Source organism: Ruegeria sp. YTSC199, assembly GCF_059609725.1.
In genome coordinates this window covers 23,585-35,689 of the sequence record NZ_JBXWMF010000017.1, presented here as the reverse complement: position 1 = coordinate 35,689, position 12,105 = coordinate 23,585, and the positions used below count along the sequence as shown (strand labels likewise).

The following is a 12,105-nucleotide window of genomic DNA, read 5'->3' as shown; positions in this document are numbered from 1 at the left end:
TCCCTTTCCGGTGCCACTTTCGCAACAATGACAAAGACAACAAGGAACACCTATGACCCTTTCTAAATCCTGGGTGACCTCGGCCAATGACGCCGACCACCCGTTTCCGCTGAACAACCTTCCTTATGGCGTCTTTTCTGTAGACGGGTCCGATCCGAACTGCGGCGTCGCAATCGGCGACATGATCCTGGACGTCAGCGCAGCCGAAGCCGAAGGGTTGATCAATCTGGATGACGAGCCGTTGTTTGACCTGCCCTTCTGGAATCCGCTAATGGAGCAAGGGCCTGCAGTCTGGGCCGCGTTGCGCGCGCGGCTGACGGCTCTGCTGGCCGAAGGATCGGAAGAGCAGGAGAAAGTCGAACCTTTGTTGGTTTCGCAGAACGACGCCGAACTGCACATGCCCTTTGCCGTTAGCGAATACACCGACTTTTATGCGGGCCGTCATCACGCTCAAAACGTCGGCACCATGTTCCGCGGGCCGGAAAATGCCTTGCCGCCAAACTGGCTGCATATTCCTATCGGGTATAATGGCCGGGCATCCTCGGTTGTCGTCTCGGGCACCGATATCCGCCGTCCCTGGGGACAGTTGAAATCACCGGACCAAGAGAAACCCGCTTTCCTGCCCAGCCGCCGCTTTGACATTGAGCTCGAGATGGGGGCCATCGTCGGCACACCCTCGGAGGGGCCGATCACAGTTCAGGAAGCGGATGACCACATCTTCGGATACGTCCTGCTGAACGACTGGTCAGCACGGGACATTCAGGCGTGGGAATACCAGCCGCTTGGCCCGTTTCAGGCCAAGGCCACTGCAACCTCGATCAGCCCGTGGATCGTGACCAAGGCCGCATTGGAGCCGTTCCGCTGTGACACACCTGCGCGCGAGGTTCCATTGCTGGACCACCTGAAGGACTGCGGCCCGATGCTGTATGACGTCGACCTGTCTGTGACGATGGCACCCGCAGGCCAAGAACCCACCACGATTGCCCGGACGAATTACAAGGAAATGTATTACTCTGCCGCGCAGCAACTGGCGCACCATTCGACCTCGGGCTGCCCGATGAATACCGGTGACCTGCTGGGGTCCGGCACCATATCAGGCCCGACGAAACCTGAACGCGGCTCGCTGTTGGAACTCAGCTGGGGCGGGAAGGAACCGTTGACGCTGGATAGCGGCGAGACGCGCAGTTTCATCGAAGATGGCGACACGCTAGAGCTGCAAGGCGCGGCCAAGGGCGACGGCTACACGATTGGCTTCGGCAGTTGTATCGGCACCGTTTTACCCGCGTTAGGCACCCCTTTCGCGCAATAAAGCGGGCTCGATTTTGATTGGACCAAACGTGACACTTAAAACTCTCGCTGCCTCTCTGGTACTGACCATTTGATTCAACCATTCAGCATTTGCCGCAGATACCCAGGCCCTGGCCGAACAATATGTGGGCCTCCCGGATGTGCAATTGATGATGGACAACATGTTCTCACCAGAAAGTATGGCGGCCCAGATCGCAACCTCTCTTCCGCCTGACACAACCCTGACAGAAGACCATTTGCAACGTATCGGTGTTCTGATGTCCGGGGCTATGCAAGACCTGCGTCCGAAGTTGGAACAGCAAATGATCAACAGCAGTGCCGAAGTCTTCTCAGCCGAGGAACTAAGCGCATTGATTGAGTTTTGCGGCTCGGAACATGGCGGTGCGATCATGGCAAAAATGCAGCCATTTATGCAAAGCACCATGTCCGGTGTTGCCGGTGACATGCAACAAGCCACGCAGCGGTTCACGCCTGAGCTAACCAAAATTCTACGCGAAGGAAACTAGCGCTAAAAGCCTCCGCGTAAGTGTATCTCGGAAAAGAGAATCTCCGTTCGCCGAGGGTCTGTTTGCCCTTACCGCCGATGGCGAACCAAACCTTAATGGCCCAACGCAACCTTGAGATATTGGAGGCGCCGCAGGGTTAAGGAATTCCCGCCCCATTTGATCCAGATCGTTTTACGGCAGAGTTTTCGGTGAAACCATTGGCTCAAGTCTTCGGCACCGCAGGTCCGGAGAGCGAAATCTTGCGCGAAAGCAGCGCCAGACATCGGGGGAGAGCCCATGAACAAGATTTTCGAAGTCCCGCTTTACGCCTATGAACGCAGCCCGGACCAGGATGCAGCCACGCCTGCCCGGCACAAGGTGATCGTGATCGGCGCGGGACCAATCGGGCTGGCCACAGCCATCGATCTGGCCCAGCAAGGGGTTGAGGTCGTGGTGCTGGACGACAATGACAAGGTCAGTTTCGGCAGCCGCGCCATCTGCTTTTCGCAGCGCACGCTTGATATTGCCGACCGCCTGGGCGCGGGGCGTCCAATGGCGGAAAAAGGGGTACTGTGGAACGCGGGCAAGGTCTATTTCGACAATCGCCAGGTTTATGAATTCAACCTGCAGCCCGACGCAGGCTATGCAAATCCCGCCTTCATCAACCTGCAGCAGTATTACTTTGAAAACGCCCTTGTCGACCGGGTGCGCGAATTGCAGGCCGAGAGTGCTCCTATCGAAATCCGCGGCCGCAACAAGGTCGAGGCTATCGGTACTCATGAAACCCACGTTACGCTAGAGGTCGAAACCCCCGAAGGCCCCTATAACATTGAGGCCGAGTGGCTGATCGCTTGTGACGGGGCGCATTCACCGACGCGACGAATGCTGGGACTGGATTTCGAAGGCCGTGTTTTCGAAGACAACTTCCTGATCGCCGATGTGGTGATGGAAGCCGATTTCCCGACCGAGCGCTGGTTCTGGTTCGATCCACCCTTCAATCGCGGGCAGTCCGCTTTGTTGCACAAACAGCCCGACAATGTCTGGCGCATCGACCTGCAACTGGGGTGGGACATCGACAAGGAACACGAACAACGCCCCGAGAATGTCATTCCAAGGCTCAAGGCGATGCTGGGTGCGGATGTGAAGTTCGAACTGGACTGGGTATCGATCTACACCTTCCAATGTCGACGGATGGAGCGGTTCCGTTATGGCCGTGTCTTGTTTGCCGGGGACAGTGCGCACCAGGTCAGCCCGTTTGGGGCGCGCGGCGCGAACTCTGGCATGCAGGATGCAGATAACCTGTGCTGGAAGCTGAAACTGGTCATCGACGGCAAAGCGCCCGAGATTCTGCTGGACAGCTACAATCGTGAGCGGGTGCAGGCCGCGGATGAAAATATCCGCATGTCCACGCGCTCGACCGATTTCATCACGCCGAAGTCCGACATGTCGCGCCTGCTGAGGGATGCAGTTCTGGACCTTAGCGAGCATTTCGAGTTTGCCCGGCCACTGGTCAATTCCGGCCGACTGAGCACCCCCTGCACCTATAAGGGGTCTTCTCTGAGTTCGGCGGATGCCTTGAACGGACCAGACATCACGCGCCCGGGCGCAGCCTGCCCGGATGCGCCCTTGGGTGACGGCTTTCTGTTGCCAAAGCTGGCCGGCAAGTTCACCCTGCTGACCATCGACGCCGATGCCCCTGACCGTATCGAGGAAGACGGTATCGAAGCCACCCGGCTGGCGCTTTCGGTCAAGGATGACCTGACACTGGAGCTCAAGCGCCGTTACTTGGGCGATGCCAACAGCGCAGTCTACCTGATCCGCCCGGATCAGCACGTCGCCGCGCGGCGTGATACGTTCGAAGAAAACGCATTCCGGCAAGCGATCCGCCGGGCCACCGGCAAGGAGTAAGTAAGATGGCCGATCTGATCCTCACACCGAACCTCGACAATGGCGACGATTTCTATGCCAGTCTTCTGGCCGCCCATGACGAGTTGAGAAAGTCCGAAAGCGATGCGCTGAACGCGCGGCTTGTTCTGGTGCTGGCCAACCACATTGGAAACGCGGATGTGCTGGCGCAAGCCTTGGAAGCCGCCGCGCTGAAAAACGGCTGACGGGATGAGCCGGGCGGTCCTCTATGACTATGGGCAGTCATCGGCCAGTTATCGGGTACGCATCGCTCTTAACCTGGCCGGGATCGCTTATCGCGCTGTTTCCGTTGATCTAAGGGAGGGGGTGCAGAAGTCGCAGACCCATCTGGCGCGCAACCCGCAGGGGCTGGTTCCGGTGCTTGAGATTGACGGGCTGCGGCTGACGCAGTCGCTGGCGATCATCGACTATCTGGATCAGACCCGGGGTCTGGCGTTGTTACCCGCCGAGCCTGCGCACCGGGCGAAAGTGGCAGCTCTTGCGCAGTCCATTGCCGTGGATGTCCATCCAGTTTGCAACCTGTCGGTTGCGCAGCACGCCGCCGCGCTGGGCGGCGGGGCCGATGGGATGCCGAGCGACTGGATGCACCACTTTATCCGTCCCGGCCTGTTGGCATTCGAGGACCTGTTGGCCGAGTTTGAACAGGCCCCCTATTGCGTGGGGGCTCAGCCCGGTCTGGCCGATCTGTGCCTGATCCCGCAATTGTACAACGCGCGCCGATGGAAAGTGGACCTATCCCGCCTGCCACGCAGCCTGGCGGTCGAGACCGCCTGCGCCGACCACCCTGCATTCATGGCCGCCCACCCCGAGGCCATGGCCTGATCTGGCGCACAGGCCCTGTGTGCTGGCATAGGGTGGAAGTACGGCCTGCCTTATGCATCCTGATACAAACGGATGGAGGAGGCCCCAATGCCCGAGATCACCGGTTACCACGCCCATGTCTATTTCGACGCCGATACGCAGGACGTTGCGCAACAGGTTTGCCAAGAGGCCGCGCGCCTGTTCCCGGTTAAGATGGGCCGGGTGCATGCCAAGAATGTTGGCCCGCATCCGCGTTGGAGCTGCCAACTGGGATTTGCGCCGGACGCGTTCGACCAGGTGGTTCCATGGCTGATGCTGAACCAACAGGGCCTGACCGTCTTCACCCATCCGGAAACCGGTGACCATCTGACAGATCACCGGGACCGAGCGGCGTGGATGGGTGAAATACTGGCGCTTGACCTGTCGATCTTTGACAAGATGGGCACTCAGGTCAAAGCGCGCGCCTGATCCCGCAGTTTGAACTTCTGTATCTTGCCGGTCGAGGTCTTCGGCAACGCCCCGAACACCACCGTCTTGGGGGCTTTGAAATGGGCCATGTTGTCACGGCAGAAGGCAATGATATCCGCCTCACTCGCCTGCGTTTCCGGCTTAAGCTCGACAAAGGCGCAGGGCGTTTCACCCCATTTCTCATCCGGACGGGCGACAACGGCGGCCTCCATCACGGCGGGGTGTTTGTACAGGATATCTTCGACCTCAACCGACGAGATATTCTCACCGCCCGAGATGATGATGTCCTTCGACCGATCCTTCAACGCGATATAGCCGTCCGGGTGCATGACCCCCAGATCGCCCGACGCAAACCAGCCGCCGCGGAAGGCCTTGTCCGTGGCCTCGGCGTTTTTCAGGTAGCCTTTCATGACGACATTGCCCTGCATGAATATCTCACCCATCGTCTCGCCATCTGCGGGTACAGGCTCAAGCGTTTCCGGGTCAGCCACCATCAGCCCCGACAGGGCCGTATAGGGAACCCCCTGCCGAACCTTGAGCGCGGCGCGCTCCTCGGCCCCTTTGCTGTTCCACTCGTCTTTCCAGGCGCACACCACCGAGGGGCCATAGGTTTCGGTCAAGCCGTACACATGGGTTACTTCGATGCCCATGCCCTCCATCTTTTCGATCACGGCGGCCGGCGGCGGGGCACCTGCGGTCATCACCTTGATCTCATGATCGAAATCCTTGAGGTGATCCGGCGCGTTGGCCAACATGTTCAAAACAATCGGCGCACCGCAAAAATGAGTGACCTTCTCATCGCGGAAGGCAGCATAGATCGGCTCGTCCCGCACCGACCGCAAACAGACGGAAACACCCGCATTTGCCGCCATCGCCCAAGGGAAACACCAACCGTTGCAGTGGAACATCGGCAGAGTCCACAGATAGACCGAGTGTTTCGGCATATCCCAGTCAAGCAGGTCCGACTGGGCGTTCAGCGTCGCGCCCCGGTGGTGATACACAACCCCTTTCGGGTTGCCCGTGGTGCCCGAGGTATAGTTCAGCGTGATCGCATCCCATTCGTCCTCGGGTAGAGACCACGCAAATTCCGGGTCGCCCTCGGCCAAGAGCGCGTCGTAGGTCAGACTGCCCAGCTTTTCACCGCCATCAAAGCTGGGGTCTTCGATGTCGATGACCAGAATGTCGTGATCGACCTGTGTCATAGCTTCTTTCACGACGCCCGAGAACTCGGGATCTACCAGCAGCACCTTGGCTTCGGCGTGGTTCAGGATGAAAGCGATGATCGGCGCATCCAGCCTCGTGTTGATCGTGTTAAGCACTCCGCCCGCCATTGGCACGCCAAAATGGGCCTCATACATCTCGGGAATGTTGGCGGCGATGATCGAGACCGTGTCGCCCTTGCCGATCCCCCGCGCCGATAACGCCCCCGCCAGACGGCGGCAGCGGGCATAAGTTTCCACCCAACTAAAACGCCGCTCGCCGTACACCACCGACGGGTAGTCCGGGTAAATCTTTGCGGTGCGTTCGATGAAACTCAGCGGCGACAAGGGCGTATAGTTCGCGCGGCTCTTGTCCAAATGACGCTCGTAAATATTGGCCGCTGCCATTTGCTGATCCTCCCAGTTCAGATATTGCGCGACTTGATCACAAAATACCGCGCTAGGTAAACCCGTAGAAATACGCCGAAGCCATGGACTGGCAATAAGGGATGGTGCAATCTGGCCCTACTTACAGAGGGTCTTTCGCGGTGATCTGGGCCATCAAGAATTCCGAGCCGGGGCGGCATCGTTCCCGCAACATGCACAGCCAATACTTTTGAAAGGACATGTCATGGACGGCACGTTCAACGAAAACGATCTTTCCCGCGTGGTCGAGGCCGACCGCGCCCATATCTGGCACCATCTAATCCAGCATAAACCCTTTGAAACCAATGATCCCCGCATCATCGTCGAAGGTAAGGGCATGCGCGTCTGGGACCAGAACGGCAAAGAGCATCTGGATGCAGTTTCGGGCGGCGTATGGACCGTCAACGTGGGCTATGGCCGCGAATCGATCTGTAAGGCCGTATACGACCAGCTGATGAAGCTGTGCTACTTCGCCAACTCGGCAGGCTCGATCCCCGGGGCAATCTTCGCCGAAAAGCTGATCGAGAAGATGCCGGGCATGAGCCGCGTCTACTACACCAACTCGGGCTCTGAGGCGAACGAGAAGGCGTTCAAAATGATCCGCCAGATCGCGCACAAGAAATATGGCGGCAAGAAAACCAAGATCCTGTACCGCGAGCGAGACTATCACGGCTCGACCCTGGCGACCATGTCGGCAGGTGGTCAGGATGAGCGCAACGCGCAATACGGCCCCTTCGCGCCCGATTTCGTGCGTGTGCCGCATTGCATGGAGTACCGCAAGCACGAGCTGGACGGCGCACCGGTCGAGAACTTCGGCGAATGGGCGGCGGATCAGATCGAAGAGGTTATCCTGCGTGAAGGTCCAGACACCGTTGGCGCGCTGTGCCTCGAGCCTGTAACCGCAGGTGGCGGCGTGATCGAAGCGCCCGAGGGCTACTGGCAGCGTGTGCAGGAGATCTGCAAGAAATACGACGTGCTGCTGCATATTGACGAGGTCGTCTGTGGCGTTGGCCGCACCGGCACGTGGTTCGGCTACCAGCAATACGGCATCAAGCCGGATTTCGTGACGATGGCCAAAGGCGTTGCCTCGGGCTATGCGGCGATTGCCTGCATGGTTACCACCGAGGAAGTCTTTGAGATGTTCAAGGACGACGCGGCCGACCCGCTGAACTATTTCCGCGATATCTCGACCTTTGGCGGCTGCACCGCCGGTCCGGCGGCAGCGATCGAAAACATGCGCATTATCGAAGACGAGGACCTGCTGGGCAATTGCGTAACCATGGGTGATCGCATGATGGGCAACCTGCAGGCGCTGATGGAAAAGCACAAGGTCATCGGCGATGTGCGCGGCAAGGGACTGTTCCTGGGTGCTGAACTGGTTGCAGATCGCAGCAGCAAAGAGCCCGCGGACGAAAAGCTGGCGCAGGCGGTTGTGGCGGATTGTATGGCACAAGGCGTGATCATCGGCGTCACCAACCGCTCGGTCCCCGGTCGCAACAACACCCTGTGCTTCTCACCCGCGCTGATTGCCACGGCGGACGATATCGACCAGATCACCGATGCGGTCGATGGCGCGCTAGGCCGCGTATTCGGCTAAGGCACATTATCGACCATGCAAAACCGGCGCTCACGGCGCCGGTTTTTTTTGTTGTCGGGCTATGTTTTGCCAAACTCCTGAACTCGGGTAGCCTGTGACCATTCTATTCAGGAGATACACCCATGACATTCAATTTGCTTCGCAGCTTGGTCACGGTTCTTGCACTATCCATCGCCGTACCATCCAGCGCCGAAGACGGCAGCGGCTTTCCTCAGATCGTCGGCACGTGGCACGGAACCTACTTGGTGGGTTTCGCCAAATCGAACCCAAACCACGAAAAGGGCCTGCTGAAAACCGAGATGGAGTTGGAGATCACCAAGCTGGACGGCAACCTGATCACCGCCACCAACCGCTGGCGGCGCATCGGTGACACCGAATGGATCGTGGAGGAGGCGATGGGCACCTTCAGCCTGGATGACCCCACCCGCTTTGTTCTGGCCGAGGCCGGGATATCCGGCGACGACGTATCCGCAGGGATATTCAACGGTGTCTATCTGGATGATGTGATCATGGTCATCTATGCGGGGCCGGGAACCGGAGTGGCCTTTGCAGCGCAATTGGTGAAGAAGGATAGCAACAATTAGGTGATGCTTATTTGCGATGGCCCCGCATATCGCCATGTAGCACCAAAAATCTGAGACCATCGTTGAACGCCTTGGGCCTTCTGGGGTTCAAAACCCAAATTGCGTGCCATACGAGACAAAGCGGCCACTTGCGCGATACCCGACAGCTTCGACTCTTTCATTGCTGAATTTGCCAAATTGACGGCTTTTAGATTAGCCTTCGTTGTATTTTGACAAATGGTTAATCGAGATGGCTATGAAAAGAACGTCGTTGTTAATTGCTTTTGCTTATCTATTTTGGGCCACGTGCCTCAGCGCGGAAATAAGTTGGAAGTATGGGGCGGTTTCTCACAATAAACTTCCTCCGCCACAGATTTCGAAGTCCCTTGTCCGTTTGGATGTTCCCCATATCCGTCAGGGGCACAATCTTTGTGTACCGACTTCTGCCGCTATGGTTATGAGTTACTTTGGCAACGCCGCTGACCCAAGAGAACTCAAAGCTTTAGCTGAGGGTTACAAGCCAGAAAGTCGAAGAAATGCGGACTTTACCTATTGGCGTGACATGAACCATGCACTTCAAAGATTAGGGTATAATTGGAAAATACGCGATTATCCCAAAACTAACTCGGGTTTTGCGTCTGGGCTCAAGCAGATTAAAAGAAACTTGAAGAAGGGATTGCCAGTATTGATAGATGTTCATCAAGACGCGGGCCATACCTTTGTTTTGATAGGCTTTGACGACGCGAAACAGGTCGTCTTTGTTCGCGACCCCAATCTGCCGCGAAACCAATCTCGCATTATAAGCTACGCTTCGTTGCGCGAAAACTGGCACAATCACCGATTTGGACATTCACGCAGTGCATTTTTTGCCTATCCGAAGAAATAGCGAGGAGAATTTCAAAGCTGCGCGTTTTGTGTTCCAAGTAAGTATTGCACTTGTGTGGGCTTGCAAAAAAGGCCGCCCCTTCGGGGCGGCCCTTCATTCACTGTCTCTCTCGAAAGAGTATCAGGCGGCCAGAGCTGCCTGAGCTTGGGCGACGATCGCGCCGAACGCTTCCGGTTCGTGCACGGCCAGATCGGCCAGAACTTTGCGGTCCACTTCGATACCGGCCAGGTTCAGGCCGTTGATGAAGCGGGAATATGTCAGAGCCTCGTCATGCGAACGGACAGCAGCGTTGATACGCTGGATCCACAGCGCGCGGAAGTTGCGCTTGCGGTTCTTGCGGTCGCGGGTTGCATACTGGTTGGCCTTGTCGACGGCCTGACGGGCAACCTTGAAGGTGCTCTTGCGGCGGCCATAGTAACCTTTGGCGGCCTTGATAACCTTCTTGTGACGGGCGTGAGTTACGGTTCCACCTTTAACGCGGGACATCTCTTAATCTCCTCTTAGCGATCGTAGGGCATGTAGCCCTTGACGATCTTTGCGTCGGGGGCGGACAGGGTGGTGTTGCCACGGGCGTCGCGGATGAACTTCTTGGTCCGCTTGATCATGCCGTGCCGTTTGCCGGCCTGGCCAGCAAGGACCTTACCGGTCGCAGTCACCTTGAAGCGCTTTTTGGCGCTCGACTTTGTCTTCATCTTAGGCATTTCCGTCTCCTTTCGGGGTTCGGTTTCAGACGCGACTCGGCATGCCATCTCGGCCGGTCACGCGATCAGAAGCGCCGTTTACGCAAGTTCGGTCATACTGGCAAGGGGGATTCGATCAAAATCTGCGCTTTTCGCAGGCTGATCAGGCACCGGGGCGACATCGCCGCCCCGGTGGTTTGGCTTAATGTTCGAACTTGCGGATTTCGCCGGTCTTCAATCGTGCTGCGTAGGACGCCAGTTCCTCGCGCACCACCTTCATCAGGAAGTAGAGCGCAAAGACGTTCACGACCGCCATCGCAAAGATCGCCGCGTCAGAGAAGTCAATGACCGGGCCAAGGTTGGCCGCAGCACCGATGACAACGAAGATGCAGAAGATCACCTTGAACACCAGTTCCTTGGTGTGGCCCTCGCCGAACAGATAGGTCCAGGCCTTAAGACCATAGTAGGACCAGCTGATCATTGTTGAGAAGGCAAACAGGATCACCGCAATCGCGAGGATATAGGGGAACCAGCTAAACGCGCTGCCAAAGGCGGCCGAGGTCAGGCTGACGCCCGAGTTGCCATCAACCGTGGCAATGGCGCTGCCTGCTTCGTTTAGCATGTAGTTGCCGGTATCCGGATCGATGATCAGCTGCTGGGTGATGATGATCACCAGCGCTGTCATGGTACAGATCACCACGGTGTCGATGAACGGCTCTAGTAGAGAAACAAAGCCCTCGGTGATCGGTTCTTTCGTCCGAACCGCCGAGTGGGCGATGGCAGCGGAACCAACGCCCGCCTCGTTCGAAAACGCCGCGCGTTTGAAGCCCTGGATAAGCGCACCGACCATACCGCCAGCAACACCCAGACCGGTAAAGGCCCCGGCAAAGATCTGGCCAAAGGCCCAGCCGATCATATCCGCGTTCATCAGGATGATCACCAACGCGGTCAGGACGTACATGACACCCATGAACGGCACGACCTTTTCTGTCACACGCGCAATGGATTTCAAACCGCCCACGATCACCAGGAACACCACGATTGCAAAGACTACACCGGTCATCCAGCCCGGATAATCACCGACTATCCCCGCGATCTGTTGATGGGCCTGATTGGCCTGGAACATGTTTCCACCGCCCAGCGCGCCCAGAATACAGAAGATCGAGAACACAACCGCTAGGATCTTGCCGCCCGGCAATCCAAGCTCGTCAAAGCCCTTGGACATGTAATACATTGGACCACCCGAAACGGTGCCGTCCTCGTATTCATTGCGGTATTTCACGCCCAACGTGCATTCGGTGAATTTCGACGCCATACCCAGCAGGCCGGCCAAAATCATCCAGAAGGTCGCGCCAGGGCCGCCAATGCCGACAGCCACCGCCACACCGGCGATGTTGCCCAGACCCACTGTCCCGGAAAGCGCTGTGGCCAGTGCCTGAAAGTGGCTGACCTCACCCGCGTCGTTGGGATCGGAGTAGTCGCCTTTGACCAAGCTGATTGCGTGACCAAAAAAACGCGCCTGCACAAACGCGAAGTACAGTGTGAAAACCGATGCCGCGACCACAAGCCATAGCACGATCCACGGGAAGCTGGTTCCGGGGAGCGGCGCAAATATGAAGCTGACGAAAGGGCCCGTCAACTCGGCAAAAGACTGATTGATCTTTTGGTCCAGGCTGACCGCCTCTTGCGCGAGTGCGGGGCTGGCAAACAGGGCGGACGCAGTTGCTAAGCCTAGTTGTTTAAACATATTCATTTTGTCCCTCCCC

At 57.7% G+C, this 12,105-nt stretch carries 13 protein-coding genes; 9 read left to right on the top strand and 4 right to left on the bottom strand.

The features are described from left to right. Window positions 1–52 precede the first annotated feature (52 nt). From fahA to AC2FEE_RS16365, 6 genes are all read left to right on the top strand, one after another. Complete coding sequence (gene fahA / locus AC2FEE_RS16390) at window positions 53–1,309, top strand: fumarylacetoacetase (RefSeq protein ID WP_496866398.1); 1,257 nt, start codon at window positions 53–55, stop codon at window positions 1,307–1,309. A gap of 124 nt (window positions 1,310–1,433) precedes the next feature. Next, window positions 1,434–1,814, top strand: a complete 381-nt coding sequence (locus AC2FEE_RS16385; protein WP_496866397.1) for a DUF2059 domain-containing protein — start codon at window positions 1,434–1,436, stop codon at window positions 1,812–1,814. A 276-nt stretch (window positions 1,815–2,090) separates the two neighbouring features. Continuing rightward, window positions 2,091–3,701, top strand: coding sequence for an FAD-dependent oxidoreductase (locus tag AC2FEE_RS16380; protein WP_496866396.1), 1,611 nt, complete (start codon window positions 2,091–2,093; stop codon window positions 3,699–3,701). Between the two features lie 5 nt (window positions 3,702–3,706). Then, on the top strand, window positions 3,707–3,904 hold the full coding sequence (locus AC2FEE_RS16375; RefSeq protein WP_496866395.1) for a DUF2783 domain-containing protein: 198 nt from the start codon (window positions 3,707–3,709) through the stop codon (window positions 3,902–3,904). Between the two features lie 4 nt (window positions 3,905–3,908). After that, the gene (maiA, locus tag AC2FEE_RS16370; RefSeq protein WP_496866394.1) at window positions 3,909–4,541 is read left to right on the top strand and encodes a maleylacetoacetate isomerase; all 633 of its coding nucleotides are present in this window, start codon (window positions 3,909–3,911) and stop codon (window positions 4,539–4,541) included. A gap of 87 nt (window positions 4,542–4,628) precedes the next feature. Further along, on the top strand, window positions 4,629–4,988 hold the full coding sequence (locus AC2FEE_RS16365) for a DOPA 4,5-dioxygenase family protein (RefSeq protein WP_496866393.1): 360 nt from the start codon (window positions 4,629–4,631) through the stop codon (window positions 4,986–4,988). On the opposite strand, the gene AC2FEE_RS16360 is transcribed toward AC2FEE_RS16365, so the two are convergent. Further along, window positions 4,967–6,595: an acyl-CoA synthetase gene (locus AC2FEE_RS16360; RefSeq protein WP_496866392.1), complete on the bottom strand. Its 1,629-nt coding sequence runs from the start codon at window positions 6,593–6,595 to the stop codon at window positions 4,967–4,969. The two genes, AC2FEE_RS16365 and AC2FEE_RS16360, sit on opposite strands and share 22 nt — an antisense overlap. A gap of 223 nt (window positions 6,596–6,818) precedes the next feature. Between AC2FEE_RS16360 and AC2FEE_RS16355 the strand changes: the two genes are divergently transcribed. From AC2FEE_RS16355 to AC2FEE_RS16345, 3 genes are all read left to right on the top strand, one after another. Next, window positions 6,819–8,210, top strand: coding sequence for an aminotransferase family protein (locus AC2FEE_RS16355; protein ID WP_496866391.1), 1,392 nt, complete (start codon window positions 6,819–6,821; stop codon window positions 8,208–8,210). 122 nt (window positions 8,211–8,332) lie between these two features. Beyond that, a complete protein-coding gene (locus tag AC2FEE_RS16350) occupies window positions 8,333–8,794 on the top strand; it encodes a hypothetical protein (RefSeq protein ID WP_496866390.1) in 462 nt (153 codons plus the stop codon). Window positions 8,795–9,023: 229 nt separating this feature from the next. Further along, entirely contained in the window at window positions 9,024–9,659 is a 636-nt protein-coding gene (locus tag AC2FEE_RS16345; protein WP_496866389.1) for a C39 family peptidase, read from the top strand. 120 nt (window positions 9,660–9,779) lie between these two features. Here the strand turns inward: AC2FEE_RS16345 and rplT are convergent, their stop codons facing one another. From rplT to AC2FEE_RS16330, 3 genes are all read right to left on the bottom strand, one after another. Next, window positions 9,780–10,145 (bottom strand): 50S ribosomal protein L20, encoded by a 366-nt coding sequence (rplT, locus tag AC2FEE_RS16340; protein ID WP_298849411.1) that lies wholly within the window; start codon window positions 10,143–10,145, stop codon window positions 9,780–9,782. Window positions 10,146–10,159: 14 nt separating this feature from the next. Next, window positions 10,160–10,360, bottom strand: a complete 201-nt coding sequence (gene rpmI / locus AC2FEE_RS16335) for a 50S ribosomal protein L35 (RefSeq protein ID WP_010443552.1) — start codon at window positions 10,358–10,360, stop codon at window positions 10,160–10,162. 181 nt (window positions 10,361–10,541) lie between these two features. Then, the gene (locus AC2FEE_RS16330) at window positions 10,542–12,092 is read right to left on the bottom strand and encodes an alanine/glycine:cation symporter family protein (protein WP_496866388.1); all 1,551 of its coding nucleotides are present in this window, start codon (window positions 12,090–12,092) and stop codon (window positions 10,542–10,544) included. Window positions 12,093–12,105 lie beyond the last annotated feature (13 nt).

Bases quoted from the DNA above. Each gene is read 5' to 3' on its own strand.
- AC2FEE_RS16355 (WP_496866391.1), top strand. From the start codon at position 6,819: ATGGACGGCACGTTCAACGAAAACGATCTTTCCCGCGTGGTCGAGGCC.
- AC2FEE_RS16365 (WP_496866393.1), top strand. From the start codon at position 4,629: ATGCCCGAGATCACCGGTTACCACGCCCATGTCTATTTCGACGCCGAT.
- AC2FEE_RS16360 (WP_496866392.1), bottom strand. From the start codon at position 6,595: ATGGCAGCGGCCAATATTTACGAGCGTCATTTGGACAAGAGCCGCGCG.
- AC2FEE_RS16380 (WP_496866396.1), top strand. From the start codon at position 2,091: ATGAACAAGATTTTCGAAGTCCCGCTTTACGCCTATGAACGCAGCCCG.
- AC2FEE_RS16345 (WP_496866389.1), top strand. From the start codon at position 9,024: ATGGCTATGAAAAGAACGTCGTTGTTAATTGCTTTTGCTTATCTATTT.
- rplT (WP_298849411.1), bottom strand. From the start codon at position 10,145: ATGTCCCGCGTTAAAGGTGGAACCGTAACTCACGCCCGTCACAAGAAG.
- fahA (WP_496866398.1), top strand. From the start codon at position 53: ATGACCCTTTCTAAATCCTGGGTGACCTCGGCCAATGACGCCGACCAC.
- AC2FEE_RS16350 (WP_496866390.1), top strand. From the start codon at position 8,333: ATGACATTCAATTTGCTTCGCAGCTTGGTCACGGTTCTTGCACTATCC.
- AC2FEE_RS16375 (WP_496866395.1), top strand. From the start codon at position 3,707: ATGGCCGATCTGATCCTCACACCGAACCTCGACAATGGCGACGATTTC.
- rpmI (WP_010443552.1), bottom strand. From the start codon at position 10,360: ATGCCTAAGATGAAGACAAAGTCGAGCGCCAAAAAGCGCTTCAAGGTG.
- maiA (WP_496866394.1), top strand. From the start codon at position 3,909: ATGAGCCGGGCGGTCCTCTATGACTATGGGCAGTCATCGGCCAGTTAT.
- AC2FEE_RS16330 (WP_496866388.1), bottom strand. From the start codon at position 12,092: ATGAATATGTTTAAACAACTAGGCTTAGCAACTGCGTCCGCCCTGTTT.